The sequence below is a fragment of the Pseudomonas sp. PDM10 genome (assembly GCF_014852295.1).
In the GTDB taxonomy this organism is placed as follows: domain Bacteria; phylum Pseudomonadota; class Gammaproteobacteria; order Pseudomonadales; family Pseudomonadaceae; genus Aquipseudomonas.
The window spans coordinates 414375-438627 of sequence record NZ_JACVBJ010000007.1; the positions used below are offsets into that span (position 1 = coordinate 414375).

General features: G+C 58.6%; 28 protein-coding genes. 15 read left to right on the plus strand and 13 right to left on the minus strand.

Features of this window, described 5'->3' with window-relative positions; all coding sequences use genetic code 11:
• Positions 1–8 precede the first annotated feature (8 nt).
• Positions 9–578, minus strand: coding sequence for an acyl-CoA thioesterase (locus IB252_RS25125; protein WP_111448884.1), 570 nt, complete (start codon positions 576–578; stop codon positions 9–11).
• Between the two features lie 105 nt (positions 579–683).
• Between IB252_RS25125 and IB252_RS25130 the strand changes: the two genes are divergently transcribed.
• On the plus strand, positions 684–1649 hold the full coding sequence (locus tag IB252_RS25130) for a GlxA family transcriptional regulator (protein WP_192410609.1): 966 nt from the start codon (positions 684–686) through the stop codon (positions 1647–1649).
• A gap of 38 nt (positions 1650–1687) precedes the next feature.
• Positions 1688–2077, plus strand: coding sequence for a c-type cytochrome (locus tag IB252_RS25135; RefSeq protein ID WP_192410610.1), 390 nt, complete (start codon positions 1688–1690; stop codon positions 2075–2077).
• 66 nt (positions 2078–2143) lie between these two features.
• Here the strand turns inward: IB252_RS25135 and IB252_RS25140 are convergent, their stop codons facing one another.
• From IB252_RS25140 to IB252_RS25160, 5 genes are all read right to left on the minus strand, one after another.
• Entirely contained in the window at positions 2144–3859 is a 1716-nt protein-coding gene (locus IB252_RS25140; RefSeq protein WP_192410611.1) for an amidase, read from the minus strand.
• A gap of 163 nt (positions 3860–4022) precedes the next feature.
• Positions 4023–4451 (minus strand): nuclear transport factor 2 family protein, encoded by a 429-nt coding sequence (locus tag IB252_RS25145; protein WP_192410612.1) that lies wholly within the window; start codon positions 4449–4451, stop codon positions 4023–4025.
• 358 nt (positions 4452–4809) lie between these two features.
• Positions 4810–5382 carry a chorismate mutase gene (locus IB252_RS25150; RefSeq protein ID WP_192410613.1) on the minus strand — a complete coding sequence of 191 codons (573 nt, stop codon included), beginning with the start codon at positions 5380–5382 and terminating at the stop codon, positions 4810–4812.
• A 377-nt stretch (positions 5383–5759) separates the two neighbouring features.
• Positions 5760–6122 carry a hypothetical protein gene (locus IB252_RS25155; RefSeq protein WP_192410614.1) on the minus strand — a complete coding sequence of 121 codons (363 nt, stop codon included), beginning with the start codon at positions 6120–6122 and terminating at the stop codon, positions 5760–5762.
• A gap of 661 nt (positions 6123–6783) precedes the next feature.
• Positions 6784–7707 carry a LysR family transcriptional regulator gene (locus IB252_RS25160; protein ID WP_111448877.1) on the minus strand — a complete coding sequence of 308 codons (924 nt, stop codon included), beginning with the start codon at positions 7705–7707 and terminating at the stop codon, positions 6784–6786.
• Between the two features lie 117 nt (positions 7708–7824).
• On the opposite strand from IB252_RS25160, the gene IB252_RS25165 reads away from it, so the two are divergent.
• The 3 genes from IB252_RS25165 to IB252_RS25175 are packed head-to-tail and all read left to right on the plus strand — an operon-like array spanning position 7825 to position 9896.
• Positions 7825–8244 carry an ester cyclase gene (locus IB252_RS25165; RefSeq protein ID WP_192410615.1) on the plus strand — a complete coding sequence of 140 codons (420 nt, stop codon included), beginning with the start codon at positions 7825–7827 and terminating at the stop codon, positions 8242–8244.
• 3 nt (positions 8245–8247) lie between these two features.
• The gene (locus IB252_RS25170; protein WP_192410616.1) at positions 8248–9336 is read left to right on the plus strand and encodes an SDR family oxidoreductase; all 1089 of its coding nucleotides are present in this window, start codon (positions 8248–8250) and stop codon (positions 9334–9336) included.
• A 17-nt stretch (positions 9337–9353) separates the two neighbouring features.
• Positions 9354–9896: a histidine phosphatase family protein gene (locus IB252_RS25175; protein ID WP_192410617.1), complete on the plus strand. Its 543-nt coding sequence runs from the start codon at positions 9354–9356 to the stop codon at positions 9894–9896.
• Between the two features lie 457 nt (positions 9897–10353).
• Here the strand turns inward: IB252_RS25175 and IB252_RS25180 are convergent, their stop codons facing one another.
• On the minus strand, positions 10354–11241 hold the full coding sequence (locus tag IB252_RS25180) for a LysR family transcriptional regulator (protein WP_165933967.1): 888 nt from the start codon (positions 11239–11241) through the stop codon (positions 10354–10356).
• Positions 11242–11375: 134 nt separating this feature from the next.
• Between IB252_RS25180 and IB252_RS25185 the strand changes: the two genes are divergently transcribed.
• Positions 11376–12122 (plus strand): SDR family oxidoreductase, encoded by a 747-nt coding sequence (locus tag IB252_RS25185; protein WP_192410618.1) that lies wholly within the window; start codon positions 11376–11378, stop codon positions 12120–12122.
• A gap of 81 nt (positions 12123–12203) precedes the next feature.
• A complete protein-coding gene (locus IB252_RS25190) occupies positions 12204–12878 on the plus strand; it encodes a glutathione S-transferase family protein (protein WP_192410619.1) in 675 nt (224 codons plus the stop codon).
• A gap of 359 nt (positions 12879–13237) precedes the next feature.
• Here the strand turns inward: IB252_RS25190 and IB252_RS25195 are convergent, their stop codons facing one another.
• Positions 13238–13564 (minus strand): DMT family transporter, encoded by a 327-nt coding sequence (locus IB252_RS25195; protein WP_192410620.1) that lies wholly within the window; start codon positions 13562–13564, stop codon positions 13238–13240.
• A gap of 65 nt (positions 13565–13629) precedes the next feature.
• A complete protein-coding gene (locus tag IB252_RS25200; protein WP_192410621.1) occupies positions 13630–14631 on the minus strand; it encodes an SLAC1 anion channel family protein in 1002 nt (333 codons plus the stop codon).
• Positions 14632–14746: 115 nt separating this feature from the next.
• On the opposite strand from IB252_RS25200, the gene IB252_RS25205 reads away from it, so the two are divergent.
• On the plus strand, positions 14747–15703 hold the full coding sequence (locus tag IB252_RS25205) for a GlxA family transcriptional regulator (protein WP_192410622.1): 957 nt from the start codon (positions 14747–14749) through the stop codon (positions 15701–15703).
• Positions 15704–15909: 206 nt separating this feature from the next.
• On the opposite strand, the gene IB252_RS25210 is transcribed toward IB252_RS25205, so the two are convergent.
• Positions 15910–16272 carry a winged helix-turn-helix transcriptional regulator gene (locus IB252_RS25210; protein ID WP_111448869.1) on the minus strand — a complete coding sequence of 121 codons (363 nt, stop codon included), beginning with the start codon at positions 16270–16272 and terminating at the stop codon, positions 15910–15912.
• 112 nt (positions 16273–16384) lie between these two features.
• Here IB252_RS25210 and IB252_RS25215 point away from each other — a divergent pair, with 112 nt between their 5' ends.
• Entirely contained in the window at positions 16385–17119 is a 735-nt protein-coding gene (locus tag IB252_RS25215) for an SDR family NAD(P)-dependent oxidoreductase (RefSeq protein WP_111448868.1), read from the plus strand.
• Positions 17120–17189: 70 nt separating this feature from the next.
• Positions 17190–17789, plus strand: coding sequence for an NADPH-dependent F420 reductase (locus IB252_RS25220; protein ID WP_192410623.1), 600 nt, complete (start codon positions 17190–17192; stop codon positions 17787–17789).
• Between the two features lie 224 nt (positions 17790–18013).
• On the opposite strand, the gene IB252_RS25225 is transcribed toward IB252_RS25220, so the two are convergent.
• Positions 18014–18466, minus strand: coding sequence for a winged helix-turn-helix transcriptional regulator (locus tag IB252_RS25225; RefSeq protein WP_192410624.1), 453 nt, complete (start codon positions 18464–18466; stop codon positions 18014–18016).
• Between the two features lie 94 nt (positions 18467–18560).
• On the opposite strand from IB252_RS25225, the gene IB252_RS25230 reads away from it, so the two are divergent.
• From IB252_RS25230 to IB252_RS25240, 3 genes are all read left to right on the plus strand, one after another.
• Positions 18561–18716: a hypothetical protein gene (locus IB252_RS25230; protein WP_225607574.1), complete on the plus strand. Its 156-nt coding sequence runs from the start codon at positions 18561–18563 to the stop codon at positions 18714–18716.
• A 52-nt stretch (positions 18717–18768) separates the two neighbouring features.
• Positions 18769–19707, plus strand: a complete 939-nt coding sequence (locus tag IB252_RS25235; protein ID WP_192410625.1) for an SDR family oxidoreductase — start codon at positions 18769–18771, stop codon at positions 19705–19707.
• Positions 19708–19897: 190 nt separating this feature from the next.
• Positions 19898–20518, plus strand: coding sequence for an NADPH-dependent F420 reductase (locus IB252_RS25240; protein WP_192410626.1), 621 nt, complete (start codon positions 19898–19900; stop codon positions 20516–20518).
• Positions 20519–20610: 92 nt separating this feature from the next.
• Here the strand turns inward: IB252_RS25240 and IB252_RS25245 are convergent, their stop codons facing one another.
• Entirely contained in the window at positions 20611–21105 is a 495-nt protein-coding gene (locus IB252_RS25245; RefSeq protein ID WP_192410627.1) for a PaaI family thioesterase, read from the minus strand.
• Positions 21106–21168: 63 nt separating this feature from the next.
• Positions 21169–22767, minus strand: coding sequence for a winged helix-turn-helix domain-containing protein (locus IB252_RS25250; RefSeq protein WP_192410628.1), 1599 nt, complete (start codon positions 22765–22767; stop codon positions 21169–21171).
• Positions 22768–23025: 258 nt separating this feature from the next.
• Between IB252_RS25250 and IB252_RS25255 the strand changes: the two genes are divergently transcribed.
• Together IB252_RS25255 and IB252_RS25260 are read left to right on the plus strand one after the other, a co-directional pair.
• Positions 23026–23778 (plus strand): SDR family oxidoreductase, encoded by a 753-nt coding sequence (locus tag IB252_RS25255; protein WP_192410629.1) that lies wholly within the window; start codon positions 23026–23028, stop codon positions 23776–23778.
• Between the two features lie 43 nt (positions 23779–23821).
• On the plus strand, positions 23822–24235 hold the full coding sequence (locus IB252_RS25260) for a cupin domain-containing protein (protein WP_111448860.1): 414 nt from the start codon (positions 23822–23824) through the stop codon (positions 24233–24235).
• Positions 24236–24253 lie beyond the last annotated feature (18 nt).

Here is a 24253-nt window from a genome sequence, read left to right on the forward strand (position 1 = left end):
GAACAGCATTACGCGACGGTCTGCGGGCGTCGGGCAGGCTGACCTTCTTCTTCTCGAAGCTCACGGCTCATGTCGTTGCAGCTTTGCGACCAGTCTGTCAGCCACGTCGGCATTGGCGGCGACTGTTCTGCCAATCCCAGCTCCCGGGCGTACTCGCCGGGTGCAACCGTGCCTTTGGCAGAGCGGAACAGACCCCGCATCACCACGACGCCGACCACGCGTCCCTTGCTCACGAAGCGGTGCTCCATAAAGCTCCACTTGTTGTCCCAGCCGAGCATCCTGGTGTGAATCTCGAATGCTTCGAACAGTTTCAGCTCACGACGAAACTTGCCCCAGGTGTCCCCAACGATCGGCACGGCCTTATTGCGCAACGCCACCCGGAATGCACCGCTGCGCAACACGTAGTCCATGCGTCCTATATCGGCCAGGGTGAAATAGCGGCCATTGGTAACGTGCCGGTTGAGGTCGAGATCAAGTGGCCAGACGCGCATGTGGACGACGGTGGTGGCCAAGGCGTCAACCGGCTTGCGCCACGGACGACGAAACAGCATGAGGAAAAGTCGGAACCAGAGATTCATAAGTACGCCGATGATTGAATGACCGGTGCACTTTAGGGCGGAAGGATCGGGTAAGGTAGGTGCGCAAATGACTTTTTTCATGCGAAAAGCGCAATAGGATTATTTATGCACGTCACGCTTTTACTGGCGGATCAATGTTCCGCCGCCAGCGCCACGATGGCCCTGGAAGTGCTCAGCGCCGCCAACCTGTTCGCAGACACCGCCGGCGCGCCTTTCGAAGTGGTCATCGCCTCGCTTGATGGCGATGATGTCGCTGCGTGGGGAGGGCAGGCGTTGCGCGTGGACCTGTCCACCGCCGAGATCCCGCGAACCGATCTGGTGCTGATCCCCGGATTCCTCTTCACCCTGAAGGACGCCTTGCCGGCCTTTTCAGCGTATGGACCGTGGCTGCGTCAACAGCATGCGCAGGGTGCCGTGGTGGCGTCGATGTGCACGGCGGCGTTCATGCTGGCCGAAACGGGCCTGCTGGAGGGCGTTCGTGCCACCACGCACTGGGCCTTTGCCGACCTGTTTCGTCGTCGGTATGCCGAGGTCTGTCTGGAGGAGACGCAGATCCTCTGCGAGGACAATCGCGTGATCACTTGCGGGGGCGCGAGTGCCTCCATGGATCTTTTACTGCACCTTGTGCGCCGGTTCGCTTCACTGGAACTGGCGCAAAAGTGCGGCAAATACTTGTTGGTCGACGCTGTGCGCAGCGAGCAATCGGTGTACGTGATGTGGTCATTGCCGAAGAACCATGGGGATGGCGACATCCTGCGGGTTCAACACTGGCTGGAGGAACACTTCGAACAGCCGCTGCTGATTGATGAGGTCGCCCAGCGATTCGGGTTCGGCGTCAGGAACTTCAAAAGGCGTTTCAAGGAGGCCACCGGTTACACGCCGATTACCTACCTGCAAACCCTGCGTCTGGAGAAGGCCAAGCAGCTGCTTGAGTCCACCCGCATGACACTCGACAGCATCACTTACGCCGTGGGCTACGAAGACGGCAATTCGTTCCGTAGACTGTTCCGCCAACGAGTGGGTTTGCTGCCAGCGGCTTACAGGAAGAAGTTTCAAGCGGGTGCGAGTTGATTCGCTGGCGCCAAGCCACAGATGATTGGGAGCAGGACATGCAGAAAACCGCCGTACTCACCTTCGCCCTGATGCTCAATGCAGGGGTGTTCAGCGCACACGCACACGCGGCCGGCGATGCTGAGGCGGGTGCAACACTGTTCAAGCGGATATGCGGTGGCTGCCATCAGGTCGGGGAGTCGGCGCGCGGTTCATTCGGGCCGCAACTCAATGGCATTTTTGGACGCCCTTCGGGCAGCACCACGGATTACCAATACTCTGATGCGATGAAATCAGCCGGCATTGTCTGGACCCGCGAAACGCTGACCGCGTACCTCGAAGCGCCAAAAAAAGTGGTGCCCGGCACCCGCATGATTTTCTGGGGCCTCAGCGACCCGGAAAAGATCGACAACCTGTTGGCGTACCTTCAGACGTTTCAGCGGCGCTGAATCCCGGGGGACGACGGTCAACCAGTGGACGGGATTGGCGCGTGTAACACGCCAATCCCGGCCGTTCTATTGTTTACCAACTGGCAAGGGTGGGGTGCGAGGCGGGATCAATCGTTTTGTTCCGATCGACTCGAACGCCGAAGCCAGGCGCAGCAGCGTCGAATCGTCATAGGCACGACCGGCAAATGTCAGCCCGACGGGCATGCCGATGTCCGGCATGACACCCATCGGCACTGTGACCGTGGGAACGCCCAGGTGCCGGATAGCGAGGTTGCCGTTGGCGACCCAGATGCCGTTGCTCCACGCGATATCCGCAGACTTCGGATCGACATCGGCATTCGCCGGCCCCACGTCGGCCACCGTCGGAAACAGCACCGCATCGAGCCTCAACCGATCCATCCAGATCTCAAGATCGATCCGACGCGTCTGTTCAAGTCCGCGCAGTCCGTCGGGCAGCGTGGTGATCTGGTCCCACGGGGTAATGCCGCGTTCGGCCATCTTCACGTACTCGTCCATGCCTGCGGCAAGTTCGTCCTCCCGGTTGGGGAGCGTGCCCGGGTCGTGGGGGAAAATCAGCGGTCCGTCGACATCGGCGAGGCGGTTCAATTTGGGATCACCATTGGCCCGCAGAAAATCATCGAACGCCCACGCCGACAGATCCCACAATTCATGATGCAGGAACGCTTTGGACACCAGGCCCCGCGTAAATACGGTCGGCGCGCCCGGGCGATCACCTTCGCAATTGGAGACCAGCGGGAAATCGACCTCGATGACTTCGGCGCCAGCGGCTTCGAGTGCTTTGCGAGCCTCTTCCCAGAGCCCGATCACGGATGGGCGGGTGATGATTCGCCGCCCCGTCGGACCGCCAATGCCAGGCGCATCGCTGGTACCCGCTTCGGGATCCGCGTTGATGTACATGCGCGGCACGCCGAAGCGCTTTCCTGCCAGTGCATCGGACTTCACGGCCAACTCGGCATAGGAAGCGGGGCGCACCGAGGCGACACTTGGAATCGGCACCCAGGGTTGCATCCGCCACAGATCGCCACGGGTGTCGGGATCATCCGCCACCACCACGTCAAGGACCTCGAGCAGGTCGGCCATGGATCTGGCAAACGGCACGACAACGTCCATCGTCGGCGTCAACGGCCAGTTGCCGCGCACCGAAATGACCCCGCGCGAAGGCGTATAGGCACACAGACCATTGTTCGATGCAGGACCGCGCCCGCTCGACCAGGTTTCTTCCGCAAGACCGAATGCCGCGAAGCTGGCGGCCGTTGCCGTACCGGCGCCGTTCGATGAGCCCGAGGCGAAGGGGGCGGTGAGATAGTCAGCGTTGTACGGGCTTTCCGCACGACCATAGACCCCGCGCTGCATGCCGCCGTTTGCCATCGGCGGCATGTTGGTTTTGCCCAGGCAAATCGCGCCGGCAGCGCGAAGCCGTTCGATCGTGAACGCATCGCGATAGGCAATCAGGTTGGCGAAGGCGGGACTGCCGGAGGCGGCGGTGAGCCCCTTCACCAGGTAACTGTCCTTGGCCGTATAGGGAATGCCATCGAGCGGACCCAGCGTCTCGCCCTTGGCCCGACGAGCATCGGATGCCTGCGCCTCGTTCAGCGCCTCGGGGTTTCGAACCACTACCGCATTGAGGGCGGTGGGCGTGTCGGGTCCGTCATAGGCATCGATCCTGGCGAGATAGGCCTGGACCAGCTCAACCGCAGTGGTTCGACCCGATTCGAGCGCAGCCCGCAGTTCGGCAATGGAAACTTCGGTGACCTCGATCATGCTGTTACCACCGTCTGCTGATGGGCGACGCGATGAATGTTGGGCTCAGGGACATCACTAATCTCAAAATGGGTGTTCATCGGTGTTCTCGTTGCGCTGCTTTTCGCGCTCTATTTAACACCAAGCGGGGAACAGAGGCATCGTGCAAGGCGATGCAACGTCTTCAGGCTTTGCTGGCCGCCAGGTAAGCGCCAAGGCGTTGCCCCATTTGCTCGCCCAAGGCTTGCAGGCCACTCAAGGGACGGACCATCACCTCAAACTCAACGATTTTTCCTTGTTCGTTGAACCGGATCATGTCGATGCCCTTTAACGCTTTCCCGCTGACGTTGGCGCTGAACTCCAGGACGACGCTCAACCCGTCTGCGGTCGACAGTTCCCGGTGGTAGACAAAATTCTCAAATACCTCGATGACCGTGTTGAGAATCATCGATACCACGGCTGCACCCGGGTAAGGCGTGTGAGCCATCGGGGAGCGGAATATCGCCTGTGGGTCCAGCAAACCGGGCAAGGCACTCAAGTCCCCCTTGCTGATCATGTCGTGCCACTGGTTCAGGGATTCTGCGGCTTTGGGGTGCAGTTTCAGTTCAGACATTTCAGCTCCGATGGTTGGCCGTGAGACATTCAAGAGTGCCGCCAAGGCCGACTTGCGACCCTGCGGGTGCACTAAAAGTAGCTCACAAAAAAAGAAGCCCGGCTGATCAGGCCAAATTCTGTTCACTTAAGACATTCTTCAGTCGAATAAGAACCTGTGGCGAGGGGATTTATCCCCGTTGGGCTGCGAAGCAGCCCCAGTGTCTTTTCAGACTAACTAAGTTGTCTGGATTACGACTTCTTCGCAGCCGAACGGGGATAAATCCCCTCGCCACAAATGTGGAGGCTCGCGCTTAAGTGAACAGCATTAGGCTGATCAGGCTGGGCTTCTTTTTAGAGACCGCTTTAAAGCTGCTCAGTCACTGACCAGCGACACACAGCTCCCCGGTGGCGCGTATCAGTGCCTGACCATGCAGACTGTCCTTGATCAGGCGGGATCGTTCTTTGGCTAGCCAGTCCGCGCATTGCGGGTCTTTGCGATAGGGCGCGAAGGCGGCGTATTGCTGCAACAGGCGGTTTTGCAACTCATCGAGCTGTGGCCGGATTTGATTGGCGAGGTCCGGCCGCGGCGTGTCAGGCGCCTTGCCGGCCGCTCGCCATTGGGCCACCAGCCCGTACTGCACCAGCTTGTTGGCTTCAATCTGTGCGGCGATCAATTCGGCTACTTCGTCCGGCTTCAGTTTGCGCTCGACGGCCAGCTTCCTGGCGTTGGCGATGACCTGCGCTTCCCGGGCACTGTCCTGGATCGGTTTGCCACTGTCCCACTTGGTCAGCGCCACAAGATCAGCAATGCTCAGGCGTTCGTTCAACGTCACCAGCAGCGGTTGCAAGCTATCGGGCGCCGGGGAGGGCGCACTGGCCTGTGCGCTGCTGGCGAATAAACCGAGGACGGCGCAGATCAGCAGTTGCGGTACATGTGGGGAGCGGGGCATCGGCAAACCTCATTGGGAACGGGACTCACAATCAGGTGTTATGTATCACAGGTGCGGCGGAGGCATTAAGCAGGGATCGATTTATTTTGTGCACGAAAAAGCCCGGCTTGTCAGGCCCAATGCTGTTCACTTAAGACATTCTTCAGTCGAACAAGAACCTGTGGCGAGGGGATTTAGCGAAACGTCGCACCGCCCCGTTGGGCTGCGAAGCGGCCCCAGTGTCTTTTCAGATTGACTAAGTTGTCTGGATTACGACTGCTTCGCAGCCGAACGGGGATAAATTCCCTCGCCACAAATGTGGACACTCGCGCTTAAGTGAACAGCATTAGGCTTGTCAGGCCGGGCTTTTCGTTGAGTGCTTCGGTAAAGCTATTCATTTATGCAGCGCGGTTTTCGATCAGACGGTCGGAACCACCTTCAGCGACGCGGTTTTCGATCAGACGGTCCGAGCCACCTTCAGCGACGCGGTTCTCGATCAGACGGTCGGAACCACCTTCGGCGACGCGGTTTTCGATCAGACGATCCGAACCACCTTCAGCGACGCGGTTCTCGATCAGACGATCGGAGCCACCTTCAGCGACGCGGTTTTCGATCAGACGATCCGAACCACCTTCAGCCACACGACTTTCAATCAGTCGATCCGAGCCGCCTTCAGCGACAACCGGGTGAACAGAAGTAGCGGCGAAAGCGTTAACTGCAAAAACCGAGAAAGCGATGCTGAGAAGGATTTGGCGTTTCATGATGGTGTGCTCCGGGGTGTAGTTGTTGGGTCTGGAGCTGATGTTACGCCGCGGATTTTTTATGAGAACTTCATTGAGGTGATGGTGACTATCGACGCTGGCAATGATCCTCCTGTCGTCGGTTCTAGCGCTCAGCCAGAACAGCGGGGGTATGCTGGACCTCTTGAACTGTTGAGGCTCTCCAGGGGTTTGCGTAGAAGCGCGATTTCCAGTCCGGTTTTGAATACCTGTCGCGCTGAAAAACGTTTTTACACAGCCTCGGCCAGAAGCGGTCAGCCGCTCCCCAACACTACATTCACCACGTTTAACTAAGCCCGACGTTAGGTTACTAACTTCCTATGTCCTCCAGCAGCCAGGAACCCAGCAGGTGAGTGAGGCGATCTGGCATGGTTGTCAGGGTAGTAGAGCTGTCGATCAAACTGGACAGCTGCCGCAACCGACGACGCACATACTCTCACTGGGGTAGCGCCACGTTCGCACGAAACCAATGCTGCTGAATACGTAGCGTTGCTTAAGGCGTCATAACCCCGCATTGGCCAACGACACGAACACTGTGGTGTACGTGCCTGGTCACATCTCGCTACGACGTGGTTCGCGCTCATAAAAAACCAGAACGCATCGCTGAATGAACTCACACCCTCATCCCGATTTCTGTTTTTGTCTAGCGCCCCCATGCACCCATTTCAGGTCGCCCCCCCAAGAGGCAACCTTCCACATTTTCTATGGAAAGGGCTTCGAGCAGCACCTGCTCCAGGATGGCAAAAAAACATTTAATGTGAGCCTGTTTCAATGCCTGAGGCCGGGTCACCAGATAGACTTCCATATCTGGAAGTTGGAGATCCGGGAACAGCTCGATCAGGTCCTTCGCCAGAATACGGGGCAGTACCGCCACACCCATTCCTCGCCTCACCGATTCGAGCTGAACCGCGAACGAATTCACGCTGATCTGCGCGCGTTCCAGACCCGCGGCCTTTGCCGCACGCATTTGCGGCAACATGTCCAGCGGAGGAAGCAAGGCAATATTAACCGCAGTGGCCGGAGTCACCCCTGGATACCGTTTCAGATAACCTGCATCGGCGAAGACACCGTAAGCGAGCCTGCCTATTGGTCGATAAATCAGCGACGGTTCGCCTAGATGAGCTGTGCGTACAGCAATGTCTGCCACGCCGCGGACAATCTTGTGAAAGTCGGCTGTTGCCATCAACTCCACCGAGCAACGCGGGTGAAGAGAGGTGAAGCGACTCGCAGCCTCCAGCACGCAAGACGAAAATCCCTCTCCTGCACTGACCAGGACACTGCCAAATAGCTCTGTGTGTAGCCCGGACATGTCAGTAACGGTTTGACGCCTCAAGCCCGCCTCCGCCGCTAGGGCAACTTCCACGAGGGATTGGCCGCGCGAGGTCAACCAGCATCCTTCAACGCCCCGCTCGACGAGTAGCTCGCCCAGGGCGTTCTCAAGTTGGGTCAACCGGCGGGACACAGTAGACGCCGCAATACCCAGCATCTGGCCAGCTTGAAGAAAGCTGCCACGCCGCGAGACTGCCAACAACAGACGAAGATCGTCCCAATTTGCTTGCAACGCCATGCGTCATATCCTCCCTGGTCTGCATATGTGCAAATCCATTATGCAGTAGTCGCTGTTTTTCGGGAGAGGCCTCAAAGGTATATCTACAAGCCCTCGAAGACGAATGGAATGGACTGTATGACTATTGGCCCCAACGACTATGCGGAACGCGCCGCCAGTGCCTTCAATCGCCGTGATGTGGAGGCGATGCTTGCGCTGGTTGACGAAGACTTCATCTACCTCGACAGCATGGGGATACAAACCGGTCGCGAAGCCATGCGTAAACGAGAGATCGCATTGCTCGAAGCGCTCCCCGATGCCCAAGTGATTTTCAGCCCATTCGCCGTCGGTAACGATCGTTTGGTGCTGACAGCCTTCCTGACCGGCACATTCGCCGCACCCTTGGTGCTACCAGGCCGGGTGATTCCACCTCATGGACGCCATATTACCGCGCACTACGCCGCACACTTCACCTTCAGAGACGGGCTGGCCATCCGTGAAGAGGCCTTCTTCGACAGTGCGGTGCTGATGCCGTTAGCCTATCCAGCGGAGGGTTGAGCCATGCACAGCGCATTCGTTACCGGCGCAACCGGCTTGTTGGGCAACAACCTGGTGCGTGAATTGGTCGCTCGTGGCTACGCGGTCAAAACACTGGTCCGTTCAAGAGCCAAAGGTGAACAGCAGTTCAACAATTTGCCGGGTGTGGAACTGGTCGTTGGGGACATGGCCGATGTCGATGCATTCGCAGCGTCGCTGCAAGGCTGCGATACGGTGTTTCACACCGCGGCGTTCTTTCGCGACAACTACAAGGGCGGCAGCCACTGGAAGGAACTCGAAAAGATTAATGTGTCTGGTACGCGGCGCCTACTAAACCAGGCCTACCGCGCCGGTATACGACGGTTCATCCATACGTCTTCCATTGCTGTGCTCGACGGCGCACCTGGCACGTCCATCGATGAGACATGTCTGCGGGCCGATGCCGATGCGGATGACTACTACCGTAGCAAGATTCTCGCCGACCGTGCCGTCTTGTCGTTCCTGGAGGTCCATCCCGAGATGCATGCCTGCATGGTCCTGCCTGGCTGGATGTGGGGCCCAGCCGACATGGGCCCCACCTCCTCGGGACAGTTGGTTAACGATGTCGTGCTCGGCAAACTGCCCGGACTGATCCCCGGTAGTTTCTCCGTTGTCGATGCCCGCGATGTGGCATTGGCGCTGATTGCCGCAGCCAAACATGGGCGGCGAGGTGAGCGCTATCTCGCGGCGGGCCGGCATATGACAATGCGTGAGCTGGTGCCTATGCTTGGACGTATAGCGGGCGTCAAGACCCCCGTTCGACAACTACCGCTCCCCTTTCTATACATGTTGGCGGCTGTGCAGGAGATGTATGCGCGTATTACCAGCAAGCCCATTCTGCTGAGCATGGCCACGTTGCGCCTGTTGGTACGAGAGAAGGACCGCACCTGTTTCAACCACAGCAAGAGTGAACAGGAGCTTGGCCTGAGTTTCCGGCCGCTAGAGCTGACAATCACCGACACGGTGGCGTGGTACCGCGATCACGATTGGTTTGAGAGTCACACCTTAAGTTCCCGGAACCGCACTCCTTCCACATTGACCGCACACCTGAACAAGGACGTAAACATACCGTGAGGAGGGAAATAATCCTGATGCGTCACGGCCAGCCAAAACTGGTCGCAACCGACAAAATGTCAGCGCTCGATATGAAAGACTGGATCGAGCAATACAACCGGTCCGAAATTACCAACCAACCCGTCCCGGATGCCAGCATGCAGCTCGCCGCAACCGCCAAGGTGATTGTCTCAAGCCGCGCGCCTCGTGCGCTGACCTCCGTCCAGGCTCTTGGCCTGAAGCCCGCCCTTGTCGACGCGCTTTTCTGTGAAGCGCAACTGCCTTATGGTCACTGGAAACTGCCACGGCTATCGTCGTTTACCTGGGCATTTATCCTTCGAGTCTTATGGTTGTGCGGTTACTCACGTAACGTCGAATCCGCCGGAACTGCGAGGATGCGCGCCAGCACGGCAGCTCGACGACTTCAGTCCCTTGCCAACGAAGGACCGGTTCTGCTGCTCGGTCATGGCTTTATGAATCGAATGATCGCCAAACAACTGATGGCCGATGGATGGGTTCGCCAAAAACGTAACGGCAGCCAGTATTGGAGTGCGACGGTGTATCAATATAGCGGTGTTTAAAAGTGCCATCTGGCGCGGAGATTAACGAAGGGAAAGTTCAGGTTGGTCGTTCGTTTGTAGGGACCTCTTTGGGACGCGAAAACCACGTTTTTCTACTCGCTCGGCGCCGTACAAAGACGGGGGGCTTGGAGTGTAGGTTGGCGATTTGTCTCGCTGGACAGATACCTATTGCGGTTGGTGGCGACAGGCAGAAAGCGGCCAGAAGCGGTCGGTGATCCAAATAAATCTGCCCCCGTTTTCTTAACCGCATGAGATGAGCGTTGCACCTTTGATTTAGAGATGTATCGAATCGGCGTTGGCAATAAATCAGGACACTTTTGAGAGGCAAGCCCTGCAGTCCGGCGTGACTACTTAAAGCCCCGTTGACGAGCAAGAATGGTGAGTGTGCAGCGATTTTCGCCCAAGGGGCCGCTATGCTGATGATTCTCCGCTCGCACCCTGGCCGTGGGCCAGGAGGCTATTCAGGGCGCTCATGGAATGCAGCAAAAACATCCGCCATAAAATCCATGAAAACGATGGCTCGCTGGGGCAGCAGCCGATTCGCTAAATATACGATTTGGATCGGGACGGGTGGCGCCACGTATTCGTTAAGCAGCAATTGAAGATTGCCACTTCTCAGCCCTTCCTCATAAAGCCATTGAGGCCCCTGCGCGATTCCCAATCCTGCATTCACGTACTCACGTATCGCCTCAGGCGAGTTGACACGCAGTCGTCCGGAGATCGGGACATCAGTATCCTTAAACCGCCAGTTGGTTCCAGTGGATAGGAGGGTATAAATGAGGCAGTCGTGTTCCTTCAGGTCATCAGGCGAAGAGGGAGAGCCACGTTTCTCTAGGTACGCACGGCTGGCAACGCACACACGCTCGAACCACGCTAGTGGCCGGGCTCGCATTGCACTGTCCTCCAGGTGCCCAATACGAATCGCGAGTTCTGCCCCCTCGTCGACTAAATTGACGTAGCGATCATTGATTTGAAGATCGAGCGACAGTTCGGGATAACGCCCTAGAAAGCTCGCGACGTGCGGTACGATGAAGGTGTGAGCCAATGCGGTCGGGCAAGCGACGCGCAGTAATCCAGACGGCGCTACGTTCCCTCTCAGTGAGGACTCTGACTGTTCCACTGAGTCCAGAATACGCCGCGCATCTGCGTAGTACCGTTCACCCTCGGGCGTGAGCATCAGCTTTCGTGTGGATCGGTGAAGCAGCCTGGTTTGCAAATGGTCTTCAAGAGCAGCGACGTAACGACTGACGCTCGGTTGCCCTAGTCCTAGATCACGTCCCGCAGCAGAAAAACTACCTGTCTCGACAGCGCGTACAAAACAGCTCATCAGTAACAACCGGTCCATCACGCCCCTTTTCATGCGGATTTTGCATGAGATCTATTCTATTTGCCCATCTTATCAGCGTGCTGGCATGAATACATAGTTGCTCTCAGAAGGTCAGTCGTCCGGCTGGCCGCCCCAAAAGAGAGAAAATTTACATGTCCCGTTTACAAGGCAAGCGTACCCTCATCACTGGCGGTACAAGCGGCATCGGTCTGGAAACCGCCAAGCAATTTCTCGCCGAAGGCGCACGCGTGATCGTCACAGGTGTTAATCCTGAGTCCATGGCAAATGCTCAAGCTATTTTAGGTAGCGAAGTCCTGGTGCTGCGAGCCGACTCAGCTAGTGTCGCAGCCCAGAAGGAGCTGGCGCAGGCTGTTCAGTCTCATTACGGGCAGCTCGACGTTGCCTTCCTCAATGCTGGCGTATCCGTCTGGAAGCCAATCGAAGACTGGAACGAGGAGATGTTTGATCGCTCCTTCGACATCAATGTCAAAGGCCCTTACTTCCTCCTGCAAGCACTGCTGCCGGTCTTCTCAAACCCTGCATCGGTGGTTCTTAACACCTCGATCAGTGCGCACCTGGGCGCCGCGCGTTCATCCATTTATGCCGCAACAAAGGCGGCTTTTCTAAACATGTCGAAAACGCTCTCTAGCGAGCTTCTACCGCGTGGTGTTCGAGTAAATGCGGTCAGCCCTGGGCCGATCGACACGCCGCTGTACGACAAGGCGGGTATTCCCGATGCCTACCGCGAGCAGGTCAACAAAGATATTGCTGCGACTATCCCATTTGGCCGTTTTGGCACGCCTGAAGAAGTAGCTAAGGCGGTGGTGTACCTCGCGTCGGACGAGTCTCGTTGGACGTTGGGAACAGAAATTATTGTTGATGGTGGGCGCTCGCTTTAACGAGATAGGCACGCCTTCGAGTCTGTACATCCCGCTTCCTGCCCGGAAGCGGGAGTTGTCGAAATAACAGTGGGTATTCAAATGTCGCAATCACAGCTCACGCTCGTTAGCCACGAGCTTTGTCCGTTTGTTCAGCGAGTGGCCATTTTACTCCTCGAAAAGCAGGTTCCATTTCAGCGCATTGATGTGGATCTGAAGGTCAGGCCCGACTGGTTTCTGGCCATGTCTCCAACGGGCAAAGTCCCACTTCTAAAGGTGCAAAAAGGCGACGAGGGTGCGAACGTGCTCTTTGAGAGCGTGGCAATCTATGAATTCATCGAAGAGGTGTATCCGGAGCCTGCTTTGCACCCGGAATATGCAATCACCCGTGCTCAACACCGTGCCTGGATCGAATTCGCCACTGCCATGCTCGCGGATGCGTGGGGATATTTGAATGCAGCGGATCAGCAGACAGCGCTTAGCAAATCAGCAGCGTTGAGAGGCAAACTAGAGCGATTCGAACTTGAAAAATCGGACGGTAATTACTTCGCTGGTGCGAAGCTCTGCATGGTGGATATAGCCGTTACTCCAGTTTTCCGCTACTTCGACATACTAGGGTTCGAACCAGGTCATCCATTGTTCGATGGACTTGTTCGCATTGCAGAGTGGCGTCATGCACTGGCCAATCGCGCTAGCGTTCAGGCTGCTGTCGCCGAGGATTATGCAGACCGGTTACGCAAACATCTGCTGGAGGTGAAGGCCATTTTAGTCAGATGAGTCATAAATATCAGTCCAGTGTCTCGTATGGCGGGACTTAGCCTGGTGCGATCGTGGAGCTGGGTCTCCTTTGTGAATTTGCAGGAGGCCCGCTTTCCTATTCTTCAGGAAAGTGCCTATACAACGGATAGTGATACTGAGCTTTCGTTGGCGCTCCATGTCCGCTTTTGGCCGATTCCAGTCTGTTGCGAAGGGCAGAAAACGACCCGAAGCAGACTGTGAGCACTGGCAAGAATCGGAGATCAGTAAACGTTTGGCGGCGTCTACAAACCCTAAGCGACTCACTTAGCCTATGTTCCCAATTCTTCACTGGACTGAAGATGGGGCTGTTAATCGATTAAATTAAGTATTTGCTCTGTTTAAGCTGCCCAGCGTAGTCCGGCGACGCTCAGCAGGATCATGCCGATCCAGACAAGTTTCCAGAGCGATACCGCATCACCCATCCAATACATTCCGACGATGGCTGTGCCGGCAGCGCCGATACCGGTCCAGACCGCATAGGCGGTTCCTACGGGCAGCACCCGCAACGCTATCGTCAACAAGCACAAACTGCCCGCCAACGTTACGATCGTGCCCAGCAGCAGCCATGGCCGTTCAAGACCGTTTGCAGATTTCAACCCGACTGCAAAGAAAATCTCCAGGAATCCGGCAACGATCAGCAGTAACCAAGATGTGTTGTAAGTCATTCGATGAAACCTGTGTGGGCAAAAAAAAGCGAGCCGGTTAAGGCTCGCCAAAGGGAGGTAAATGGTCAGCTGGCCAACAGTTTGCCGCTGAACAGGCTGATCAGGGTTTTCACCAACAACACGGTCAGTGCCACGGTGAGAAAAAGCAGAATTACAGCAGCGATTACCATTAGCACGGTGTTGTCCTGGGCATGTGCATATTTAAGCGCGGCATTGCTCAGGGCCGCGATGGGAAAGCTGATTGCCCACCATGAAGGGGCAAAGGGCACATCGCGACGGAACACTTTGAAGCTCAACACCACGAACAGAAACAGGCCGAAGTAGAACAATACGCTGGCAAACCGGTCGATCTCGCCGAACACGTTGGTGTATGCCAGGAAACCGACTTCAAAGGGGGCAATCAGGACCATCAGCGAAGGCACCATGCCTTTGGCCAACGTTGTCTCATGCACCAGCCGTGAAAAAATCCGGGTGAAGAAAACCAGTGCCAGTACCGCACCCACCGCGAGGGCAAACAGATTGAACTCAGTAGCCCAGACCATTGGTATGTGCGCACCGGTTACCGCGATATCGAGGGTGGCAACACCCGGAATCAGCCAGGCAGGTACGGCATTCAATGAATCCTGATTGCCCGACAACAGACGGGAAACCACGAGACCTGCGAGCAATACCGTCAGTGCGCTGCCCAGTATCCAGAGCGCCTGTCCGAGCAATTCGTTGTGGGGCGCCGCGACTGCCGAAAGCAGCAACAGCGCAATAGTGACGGTGCCAAAAAAGTTGCTCGCAATCGGATGGTTGAACTCGGCCTTTACCGCTCCTGGATGTTTTGCCCATTTGGTCAGGTAACCCAGGGTCAGCAGCACGAATACCATGCCGGCCAGCGCACCAATCGCTTCACCCAACACGCCGCCGACGCCGTAATACTGACCACTCAAGCGCCATGCCAGGCCCAGACCGGCCAGGCCCATGACTGAGCCGAACAGATTGACAGGCAGGTTTTTGATGGACGTCGTGCTGGTTTGTACCAATTGAGCAGCAGCGACGGTGGGGGTATATGCAGTGTTCATGGCAGTCTCCCGTTTGACTGAATTTGCTGTTGGAGCTATTTTCAGCCAAATAACTTTTGGCTGAAATAGTCATTAAACGACTTATTCAGCCAACGATTCGACGAGGACAGACATCATGCGCATAACCCTCTTGGCATTCCCCCGCGTGCAGCTGTTGGACGTCGTCGGACCTGCCGACGTCTTCGCCGAAGCAGCTAGACAACTGGGCAATCCACGCGCCTATCGGGTCGAAGTGATCGGTACTTGCAAGGGGGTGATCAAAGGCTCAAGCGGTTTAAAGCTTGGCATCGACGAAACCTTCGAAACTTATAAAGGCAAGATCGACACCTTGCTCGTGGCCGGCAGTCCACACATCGACGAAATTGCGCATGACCCTGCACTGCAAGATTGGCTACGTCGGCAGGCGAAATCCGTACGCCGGATCGGTTCGGTCTGTAGCGGTGCTTTTCTGCTGGCCGCCGCTGGCCTGCTCGACGGACGCCATGTCACCACTCACTGGAATTCCAGCGCAAAACTCGCGAAGGAACACCCGCAAACTCTTGTTGATCCGGACAGCATCTATATCAAGGATGGCAATGTCTACACCTCGGCGGGGGTCACGGCGGGCATGGACCTGGCTTTGGCGCTGGTCGAAGAAGACCATGGCAGAGACCTGGCGCTCAGCGTTGCCCGTGAAATGGTGATGTTCTTCAAACGGCCTGGTGGGCAATCGCAGTTCAGCGCGCAATTGGCGGCACAAACCGCCGAACGCAGCGTAATCAGAGACGTGCAGGATTATGTTGTGGAGCACCTGAAGTCCGACTTGAGCGTACCCACCCTGGCCGCTCGCGCCGGTATGAGCGAGCGCAACTTCGCCCGTACCTTTAAGGCCGAAGCTGGTTCGACCCCGGCCGAATTTGTCGAACTGGCGCGCATCGATGCGGCCAGACGGCTAATCGAAGACTCGGACGTATCACTCAAACGCTTGGCCGATACAGTCGGCTATGCCAATACGGATGGGTTCAGAAGGGCATTTATGCGGCGTCTCGGAGTGGGGCCAAGTGATTATCGAAAGCGTTTTTCATCGGTGTGATGTTACTTCAGCGTCCGCTGCTGGCCGATTGCAGTCTGTTGCGAAGGGCAGAAAACGGCCAGAAGCAAACCTTCGGCTATCGCTTCAACCCAAACATGGCCAGAGCGCCAAAACCGCGCATCCTGACGGTCTGATCCCGAGGAATTCGACCTGCCGCCCACCCACGAATGCGCAGTCGTCCAACTCAGCGATTCTTCAGCATTCTGCTAGGGCAAAGCGTCCCGCTTGGCGAAGATGCTTGCCATTTCCGCCGCGTTCTCGGTTCCCCAGGTGCACAGCGGCACAATCGCTTCAGCCAGGCTGCGACCGAGCGGGGTCAGCGCGTAGTCCACGCGAGGTGGCACTTCCTTGTAGTCGGTCCGCGTCAGCACGTGATCGGCTTCCAGATCCTTCAATTGCTGGATCAGCACTTTGTCGCTGACGCCCGGGATCAAACGCTTGAGCTCGCCGTAGCGCTTCGGGCCGCCGCGCAGGAAAAACAAGACCAGCGGTTTCCACTTGCCTGAGATGATGCGCAGCGTGGCGTTGAGCCCGCAACCGGTGTCACAGATTTCAGAAGTCGTCGTCATTTTTTGATACTTACCAAAAGGTGCATACTTGTCCTTAGGTTATCAGCGATGCATCCTCGTCTCAAGCAAGCAATTCCCTGCTTGGGTACAACTCCAACGAAGGATGCACGACATGACCCGACTGAATGGAAAGACCGCTGTCATTACCGGTGGCGCTACCGGCATCGGCCGCGCCGCCGCAAAACGCTTCATCGAGGAGGGCGCCTTCGTCTTCATCTTCGGTCGCCGGCAGGAAGCGCTCGATGCCGCTGTAGCCGAACTCGGGCCCAATGCCCGCGCGGTGAAGGGCTCTGTCTCCGATCTGGCCGACCTAGACCGACTTTACGCGGCGGTGAAGGCCGAGCGCGGAACCCTCGACATCGTCTTCGCCAATGCCGGGGCGGGAAGTCAGCTTGCGCTCGGCAAGATCACCGCCGAGCACATTGACGAAACCTTCGACACCAACGTGAAGGGGACGATCTTCACAGTCCAGAAGGCGCTGCCGCTGATGGGGCAGGGCGGTTCGATCATCCTGACCGGGTCGAGCGCCGGCACCACGGGCGCCCCGGGAATGAGCGCCTACAGCGCGAGTAAGGCGGCAGTGCGCAACCTTGCGCGGACCTGGGCGGAGGACCTGAAAGGCACGGGCATCCGGGTAAACGTGCTGTCGCCCGGGGCGACGGCGACCGAACTCGCGAAGGAAGCGCTGGGCGAGGAGGGCCAGAAGGCCTACGCCGCGATGACCCCGCTTCAGCGCATGGCTGATCCGGCGGAGATCGGGGCCGTGGCCGCCTTTCTCGCGTCGCCGGACAGTAGCTTCATGACCGCCAGCGAAGTCGCCGTTGACGGCGGTCTTGCGCAACTCTGACGCCCTGCGCCCAGGCGCTCCATTGGATTATTCGGAGCGCCGTAGAACTCGGTAAACCTCAGGAGAATATATGAGCTACGCAATTATCGGCTTCGGCAATATCGGCCAGGCCCTGGCCAAGGCGTTTGCCCGCAATGGCATCGAAGTATCCGTCGCAACCACGCGCGACCCGCAAAGCTTTGCTTCCGCCACGGCCGCCATCGGCCCCCAGATCATTCCCAAGAAACTGGCGGACGCGGTCAAGGCGGACATCGTCTTTCTGGCTGTCCGTTTCGAGTCGCACCTTGATGTCGCGAAGGTGCTGCCGACCTGGAAGGGAAAGACCATCATCGACGTGACCAATGCCTACGGCGTGTCCCCTGAGGAACTGGGAGGAGAGCCTTCTTCCAGGGTCGTCGCGCAGGCCTTTACTGGTGCACGGCTGGTCAAAGGCTTCAACCATTTGGGCGCCGCCGTCCTTGGCCAGGATCCGGCTGTACAGGGTGGCAGGAGAGTCGTGTTCCTGGCGAGCGACGATGACGGCGCCGCAGCGGAGATTGGTGCGCTTGCAGAAAATCTCGGTTTCTCGCCGATCAAACTGGGCGGGCTTTCGGAAGGTGGACTGCTTGTGCAGGCGCGCGGAAATAGTTGGGGTCAACTGATCTTCAAGGACTTGGTCAAGTTCGACTGATGGACACGCAAGCACTGGCGCGGGCCTCAAGGATGGTCGCGAACGCCAGGCGCTAAGTACCGAGACGGCCCACAAAAAGGTTGATGCATTGATCTTGGGCCTGGCGCCACTCGACGTTGCCTTGGCTGCGCTGATGCAGAGGCTTGTCCTCCCTCAAGCGTCCTGCAGGCGGTGGTGTGTGCACCTGGTTTGTGCGCCGTGACAGGGCGCGTTTGCCGCTTTGTTCATCCCCCGCTCTCAGGAAAGATGCACCCGCCATTGCGGACCAGCGCCTTCACTTCCTCACTCACCTGCATGGGGTTTTGACTTAATCGAGCAACAAACTCCTCGCGGCGCCGCACGTACGACTTCGAATCATGCTTTGCGCTCCAGAGCACAATGCTGATCACAATCGGAATGAGGTCCAGGCCCTTCTCGGTCAACGTGTAAAAGTCCTTGCGCCTGTCATCGGGGCTGGGCGCTTTCGAGAGAATCCCTTGCGCCTCAAGAAAGGCCAGTCGGGAAGCAAGAACATTGGTCGCGATTCCCTCTTCCGATTTCAGGAACTGGCCATACGTCTTCTTACCCACAAAAACGATGTCGCGAATGATCAAGAGCGACCATCGGTCGCCGAAAATCTCCAGGCCGTAGTTCACCGCGCAATGGGACCGAACGTCTTCTTTAGATGGTGTTTTCATGGCGAGATCTTAGCATCGCTTGCATGTTGCAAGTAAAACTCAGTTGATCACTTGCTTTTTGCAAGTGAAGCGACCAGCATGGATCGTACGTTGAATGAGTTCGCCGGATCGCCTCGGACTGTGCCCGATGGACACCGGGCCGCTGCTCAAGGCGCGAACGCTGGAGCATGCCTGCCTGCTTTCGCTGGGCCTCATTGCACACTTCGTCAAGCACACCAACTTCTCGATCGGCGTCAGCCATCTCGGCTGAGCGTTCTCGTATCACCATTTCTCGCATCACATCACGCCTATGGAGTCATAACATGCACGTTTTAGTCACTGGCGGAACCGGCCATATCGGTTCGTACATCATCCCTGAGCTCATCGCCGCCGGCCACGAGGTCACCGGCCTGGCCCGGTCCGACAAGTCCGCGGCTGCGCTGACCGCACTCGGCGCCAAGGTGCGTCGCGGGGATATTTCCGACCTCGAGGGGCTTAAGGCGGCAGCGTCGGAGTCAGACGGCGTTATCCACGTTGCGCACCGGCAAGACCTGCTTTCCACTGGCGGGATCGACGCCGTGGCCGCTGCGGAACTCCAGATCATGCTTGCGTACGGCGAAGCGCTGGCTGGAAGCGGCAAGCCGCTGGTCGTGTCGGGGAGCATCGGCGCGCCGGGTTGGGAAAACCTGGGCCGACCAGCCACCGAGGAAGACCCGTCACTTCCCGGTGGCGATGCGTACAAGGGGACCTTGCGGGTTCGCAACGTCGTCGAAACCACCGTGATCGGCCTCGCAGAGCGCGGCGTGCGGTCGTCGATCGTGCGGATTCCTACGATCGCGCACAGCACGACCGACGTCGCCTTCCTTCCATTGTTGATCGGGCTGGCGAAGGAAAAGGGCGTGATCGGTTACCCGGGAGAAGGCGCGAACCTGTGGCCGGCCGTGCACGCCCGTGACCTCGCCATCTTGTTCCGCCTGGCGCTGGAGAAGGGTGAGGCTGGCAAATATTGGCACGGGGTCGAGAGTGAGGGCATCCGGTTCCGTGAGATCGCCGAGGCCATTGGCAGCCGTCTGGGCGTGCCGGCCGTGAGTATTCCCGCGGACGTCCTGATGCTGCCGGGATACTTCGGGTTCCTCGCGAATCTGGTCACGCTGGACCTCCCGGCGTCCAACCTGATCACCCGCCAGACCCTCGGTTGGGAGCCTGTTCAGCCCGGCCTGTTCGAGGACCTGGACAACGGCCACTACTTCCCGGCCGCCTGAGTTGAGGAGGGCGCCGGGCGCAACGGGCCCGGCGGACAGCATGTCGCGATGCGTGATCCGTTCGGGTAACGATGCTGTCGACCCGGGGATGGCATGAGGAATGACGCACGCAGCTCGGCGCACACGGGATATCAATCGTGGGATGCCGTTGAGACAACGAGCAATACTCCAATTCACGAGAAAACTGCACATGAGCACTATCAGCATCATCGGTTCAGGAGGCATGGCCGCGGCGATCGCCGGTCGTACTGCCAAAGCTGGATACACCGTTGAGGTGGTCAGCCGCGACCCCGCCAAGGCGCAGGCACTGGCCGACAAGCTCGCAGCCGGAGCGACCACCGGGACGTACGGGGCCACTCCGGCCGGCGACATCGTCATCCTCGCCGTGCCGTACACCGGTGCGGCGTCGGTGGTGGCCGATTACGGGGACGCGCTCGACGGCAAGGTGATCATCGACATCACCAACACGGCCTCCCCGGACCTCACGGGCCTCGTCTCTCCCGCCGGCAGTTCTGGTGCGCAGGAGATCGCCAAGATCGCCCCCGCCAGCGCGCATGTCGTGAAAGCGTTCAACACCCTCTTCGGCCACGTCCTTGCTAAGGGCGGGCGCCTCGACGCGTTCATCGCCGCCGACGATCCGGAGGCCAAGGCGCGCGTCTCGACGTTCATCGAGAGTCTCGGGCTGCGCCCGTTGGATGTCGGCGGCCTGCACATGGCCCAGACGCTCGAGGCGCTCGGCCTGATGATGATCGGCCTGGCGAAAAACGGCGCCGGCACTTGGGACATCGCCTTGAACGTCGATATCGACTGAATCCCCGATACCGTCAGGTCCATTGCGTCGCGATCTGAAGAGATTTCTATGAACGTGCAACCGCCAATGGGCGGTGCCTGGACGGAAGCAACCTACCGGCTATGAGCAACCGCAGCCAGTTGCTCAGTATCCACACGAACAAAAACGGAGTCTCCAATAGCCGTCAGCACATCCCCCGCATAGACCTCACAGATGACGCGAGTTTTGCGTCCGACCTCACCTTCGACTTTCGCGCGCAGGGTCAGTGGGACACCCATCGGTGTCGGTTTGATGAACTTGATGCCGAGGTTGCCGGTGACGCAATTGATGCGCGGGAGACTCCCGACTTCGCGGTGTTCCGCGCGGTAGTGATAAGCCATCGCCGTCCAGTTTGAATGGCAGTCAACCAGCATCGCTATCAGCCCGCCGTAAACCAGATCCGGCCAGCCGCAATACTTGGCATCGGGCATGTGTTCGGCCATGACATGCACGCCGTCTTCATGCCAGACGCTCTTGATGTGAAGCCCGTGGGGATTACTGCTGCCGCAGCCATAACAAACGCCTTCAGGTGCGGCGGAGTCTTGCAGGGAGGTGTCGAGCCTGGACATACCGTGGTCATCCTCAGAAATGTGAACCAAACCGTCGGATCTTAACGCTGCAATCGGACGCGGTCACTCGGGCAAGCCGGCCAGCCGCAGTCCCTCTGCGAGCCGCGCGAGATCCTCGGGCCGTTGGATGGGCAGCCAGTCCTTCAGGTTGGAGACGTGCAACGAGGGTTCCAGCTCGTGCAGGCGCTGTATCGCCTGCTTCGCTTTGTCCATTTGCCCGGTGAGTGCATGACTGGCCGCCATCAGGGCAACCGAGGGCAGGAGGGTGGGCAGGTTCCCCAGCGCTTTCTCCGCCCAGGCCGAAGCGACGTCGAAGCGCCCGGCGAAGAAATACGCGAGCGCCATTCCCACCTGCATCCTGAACATTTCCGGATCCAGCGGACTCAAGCGAACGGCATGGCTCAAATGCTCGATCGCTTCGTCTGTTTCACCGCGCAGTGCACGCAGGACACCGCCCAGGTACCAGGCGGGAGCGAGGTTGGGATTGAGCAGGCGTGCCCTGTCGAGCAGGGCAATGCCGCCATCGACATCGCCGGCAAGATGGGCAAGCGCATGTCCGCCTCGCGTCAGCGCCACGGCATCATCTCGGCCGAGCGACACCGCCAGCCGCGCAAGCCGTATGCCTTCGGCGATCTCTCGAGTCCGATCACTCATCCAGCCATTTAACTTGCGCCAGAAGTGACACCAGGCTGCCATGCCATAGGCCGATGCAAATTCCGGGTCGAGCTCGATGGCCTTGTAGAACAACGGCAGTGCTATATCGACGGCTTCCCGGGTGCCGCTGTGCAGTTTCGCCATGCCGCGCAGGTAATAGTCGTAGGCGTCCAGGCTTTCCGTCGGTTTGCGCTTGGCGCGCTCGATTTCCGCCCGTTCCAGCTGCGGCGAGATGGCGCCGACGACGCTTTCGGCGATTTGATCCTGCAGTTCAAAGATGTCGTCGAGCTGACCTTCAAAGCGCTCCGCCCAGATGTGCGTCCCGTTTGTTGCGTCGATGAGCTGCCCGGTGATGCGTACTTTGTTTCCGGACTTGCGCACGCTGCCTTCCAGCACGTAGCGCACGCCGAGTTCCTGGCCGACGCCTTTGACGTCCACCGCACGGCCCTTGTAGGTGAAGCTCGAATTGCGGGCGATGACGAACAGCCAGCGGATTCGCGACAGGGCGGCGATGATGTCCTCGACCATGCCGTCGGCGAAATACTCCTGCTCCGGGTCGCCGCTCAGGTTGTGGAAGGGCAGGACGGTAATGGAGGGTTTGTCCGGGAGGACAAGCGAGGAGGGCGGTGTTGGCGTCGGGTCCACGGAAGCAGTTTCGCCGGTGCCAGGCCCGTCAGGCTGTCGGCCTCCGTCGATCTCGTCGACCTTGATCTCGCCTACAAAGCGGTAGCCCTTGCGAGCGACTGTGCGCACCAGTCGCTGTTCCTCGCCGCTATCGCCGATGGCCTTGCGTACCGCATTGATGTGGCTGGTGATCGTCGATTCCGAGACGATCCGGCCGTTCCATACCGCCTTGAGCAGGTCGTCCTTGCTGACGACGCGATCACGGTTGCTGATGAGCTGCAGCAATAGATCGAAGGCCTGTGGCCCGACGGCCACGACTTGACCGCGCAAGGTCAGTTCCCGGCGCTCCTGATCGAGCACGTAGTCTTCAAACACGAATGGCAAGGCGGATATCCCCTGGTCGAGCGCCCTCGACTCCGTGTCCGAGCTGGCGATTAGTACGAGGTGTCGATAATACGGCAGCGTTTGATCCGCTGCACCGTCCGCAGGGGATGCCCGTCGCCTGCCTGTTCCCTGGACGAAAAACCAAGCTTGCCTGAAGACAAACTCAAGGCCGACACAAGGACTTCCCTCACACGCGCAGGCACTCTCTTTCTACATCGACAGCAATGGTTGCTGCCGAGAAGCGTAGGAGAGACCCCCATGAAGATCGTCGTCATCGGAGGCACCGGCCTCATTGGATCGAAACTTGTGCAGAACCTCCGCGAGCGCGGCCATGACGTGCTCGCCGCCTCCCCCAGTACGGGCGTGAACAGCATCACCCGCGAGGGCCTGGCCCAAGCAATGGATGGCGCTGAGGTGGTCGTCGACGTGGCGAACGCGCCGTCGTGGGAAGACCAGGCCGTCCTCGATTTCTTCGAAACGTCGAGCCGTAACCTGTTGGCTGCGGAAGCTGCGGCCGGTGTTCGTCATCACGTTGCCCTGTCGATCGTCGGTAGCGAACGGCTTCCCGAGAACGGCTATTTTCGGGCCAAGGTCGCGCAGGAAAACCTTATCAAGGCGTCCGGCATTCCTTACACCCTCCTGCGTGCCACGCAGTTCTTCGAATTTGTTGGCGGCATTGTCCAGTCGTTCGCCGTTGGCGAGGAGATTCGCATTTCGCCAGCGCTGATCCAGCCGATAGCGGCCGTCGACGTGGTGGCGGCGCTGACCGATGTCGCGCTGGCAGCGCCGGTCAATGGCACGGTCGAAGTCGCAGGTCCTGAAGCCATGCCCCTCGACGATCTGGCCAGGCGCTTTCTGCGGGTAAACCAGGACAACCGTAAGGTCGTGCCGGACGTGAACGCGCGCTACTTCGGCGATGTGCTCGACGATCAATCGCTGACCGCCGGCAAGAACGCGCGCCTGGGCGCGATCCGCTTCGAAGACTGGCTCGCTCAGTCGACGGCCGGGTAACGGGGCTCGTCGTCACATCACACACCCACGAAGGAGATTTGTCATGTTTGCCCGATACCTCTTGGCCGCTGCCTTTGCAGTGCTGTCGATCAGCGCAGTGTCGGCCGCTGAGCCGCCCCCCGGCAAGGTGACGGTCGTGTTTGACCGTCCCATTCCCAACATCCCTGGCAAGAGCATGAAGGGCGTCGTCGTCGAGTACGGGCCGGGCGCCGCGTCGCCGTCCCACACCCATCCGAAAACGGCCTTCATCTATGCAACGGTTCTGGAGGGCTCGTTTCGCATCAAAGTCAAAGGCCAGCCGGAAAAGATCTACAAGGTCGGCGAAAACTTCGTAGAGGAGCCGGGCTCCGTGCACGAAGTCAGCGCCAACGCCAGCGACACCCAACCCGCACGCCTGTTGGCCGTGTTCGTCCTCGACAGCGATGAAACGACGCTCGTGACACCGATCAAAAAGTGAGCCAATCACGCGCTCATG

What these genes read in the sequence shown, in the direction of transcription:
- IB252_RS25125 (WP_111448884.1), bottom strand. Translation starts at nt 578, where the DNA reads ATGAATCTCTGGTTCCGACTTTTCCTCATGCTGTTTCGTCGTCCGTGG.
- IB252_RS25130 (WP_192410609.1), top strand. Translation starts at nt 684, where the DNA reads ATGCACGTCACGCTTTTACTGGCGGATCAATGTTCCGCCGCCAGCGCC.
- IB252_RS25135 (WP_192410610.1), top strand. Translation starts at nt 1,688, where the DNA reads ATGCAGAAAACCGCCGTACTCACCTTCGCCCTGATGCTCAATGCAGGG.
- IB252_RS25140 (WP_192410611.1), bottom strand. Translation starts at nt 3,859, where the DNA reads ATGATCGAGGTCACCGAAGTTTCCATTGCCGAACTGCGGGCTGCGCTC.
- IB252_RS25145 (WP_192410612.1), bottom strand. Translation starts at nt 4,451, where the DNA reads ATGTCTGAACTGAAACTGCACCCCAAAGCCGCAGAATCCCTGAACCAG.
- IB252_RS25150 (WP_192410613.1), bottom strand. Translation starts at nt 5,382, where the DNA reads ATGCCCCGCTCCCCACATGTACCGCAACTGCTGATCTGCGCCGTCCTC.
- IB252_RS25155 (WP_192410614.1), bottom strand. Translation starts at nt 6,122, where the DNA reads ATGAAACGCCAAATCCTTCTCAGCATCGCTTTCTCGGTTTTTGCAGTT.
- IB252_RS25160 (WP_111448877.1), bottom strand. Translation starts at nt 7,707, where the DNA reads ATGGCGTTGCAAGCAAATTGGGACGATCTTCGTCTGTTGTTGGCAGTC.
- IB252_RS25165 (WP_192410615.1), top strand. Translation starts at nt 7,825, where the DNA reads ATGACTATTGGCCCCAACGACTATGCGGAACGCGCCGCCAGTGCCTTC.
- IB252_RS25170 (WP_192410616.1), top strand. Translation starts at nt 8,248, where the DNA reads ATGCACAGCGCATTCGTTACCGGCGCAACCGGCTTGTTGGGCAACAAC.
- IB252_RS25175 (WP_192410617.1), top strand. Translation starts at nt 9,354, where the DNA reads ATGCGTCACGGCCAGCCAAAACTGGTCGCAACCGACAAAATGTCAGCG.
- IB252_RS25180 (WP_165933967.1), bottom strand. Translation starts at nt 11,241, where the DNA reads ATGGACCGGTTGTTACTGATGAGCTGTTTTGTACGCGCTGTCGAGACA.
- IB252_RS25185 (WP_192410618.1), top strand. Translation starts at nt 11,376, where the DNA reads ATGTCCCGTTTACAAGGCAAGCGTACCCTCATCACTGGCGGTACAAGC.
- IB252_RS25190 (WP_192410619.1), top strand. Translation starts at nt 12,204, where the DNA reads ATGTCGCAATCACAGCTCACGCTCGTTAGCCACGAGCTTTGTCCGTTT.
- IB252_RS25195 (WP_192410620.1), bottom strand. Translation starts at nt 13,564, where the DNA reads ATGACTTACAACACATCTTGGTTACTGCTGATCGTTGCCGGATTCCTG.
- IB252_RS25200 (WP_192410621.1), bottom strand. Translation starts at nt 14,631, where the DNA reads ATGAACACTGCATATACCCCCACCGTCGCTGCTGCTCAATTGGTACAA.
- IB252_RS25205 (WP_192410622.1), top strand. Translation starts at nt 14,747, where the DNA reads ATGCGCATAACCCTCTTGGCATTCCCCCGCGTGCAGCTGTTGGACGTC.
- IB252_RS25210 (WP_111448869.1), bottom strand. Translation starts at nt 16,272, where the DNA reads ATGACGACGACTTCTGAAATCTGTGACACCGGTTGCGGGCTCAACGCC.
- IB252_RS25215 (WP_111448868.1), top strand. Translation starts at nt 16,385, where the DNA reads ATGACCCGACTGAATGGAAAGACCGCTGTCATTACCGGTGGCGCTACC.
- IB252_RS25220 (WP_192410623.1), top strand. Translation starts at nt 17,190, where the DNA reads ATGAGCTACGCAATTATCGGCTTCGGCAATATCGGCCAGGCCCTGGCC.
- IB252_RS25225 (WP_192410624.1), bottom strand. Translation starts at nt 18,466, where the DNA reads ATGAAAACACCATCTAAAGAAGACGTTCGGTCCCATTGCGCGGTGAAC.
- IB252_RS25230 (WP_225607574.1), top strand. Translation starts at nt 18,561, where the DNA reads ATGAGTTCGCCGGATCGCCTCGGACTGTGCCCGATGGACACCGGGCCG.
- IB252_RS25235 (WP_192410625.1), top strand. Translation starts at nt 18,769, where the DNA reads ATGCACGTTTTAGTCACTGGCGGAACCGGCCATATCGGTTCGTACATC.
- IB252_RS25240 (WP_192410626.1), top strand. Translation starts at nt 19,898, where the DNA reads ATGAGCACTATCAGCATCATCGGTTCAGGAGGCATGGCCGCGGCGATC.
- IB252_RS25245 (WP_192410627.1), bottom strand. Translation starts at nt 21,105, where the DNA reads ATGTCCAGGCTCGACACCTCCCTGCAAGACTCCGCCGCACCTGAAGGC.
- IB252_RS25255 (WP_192410629.1), top strand. Translation starts at nt 23,026, where the DNA reads ATGAAGATCGTCGTCATCGGAGGCACCGGCCTCATTGGATCGAAACTT.
- IB252_RS25260 (WP_111448860.1), top strand. Translation starts at nt 23,822, where the DNA reads ATGTTTGCCCGATACCTCTTGGCCGCTGCCTTTGCAGTGCTGTCGATC.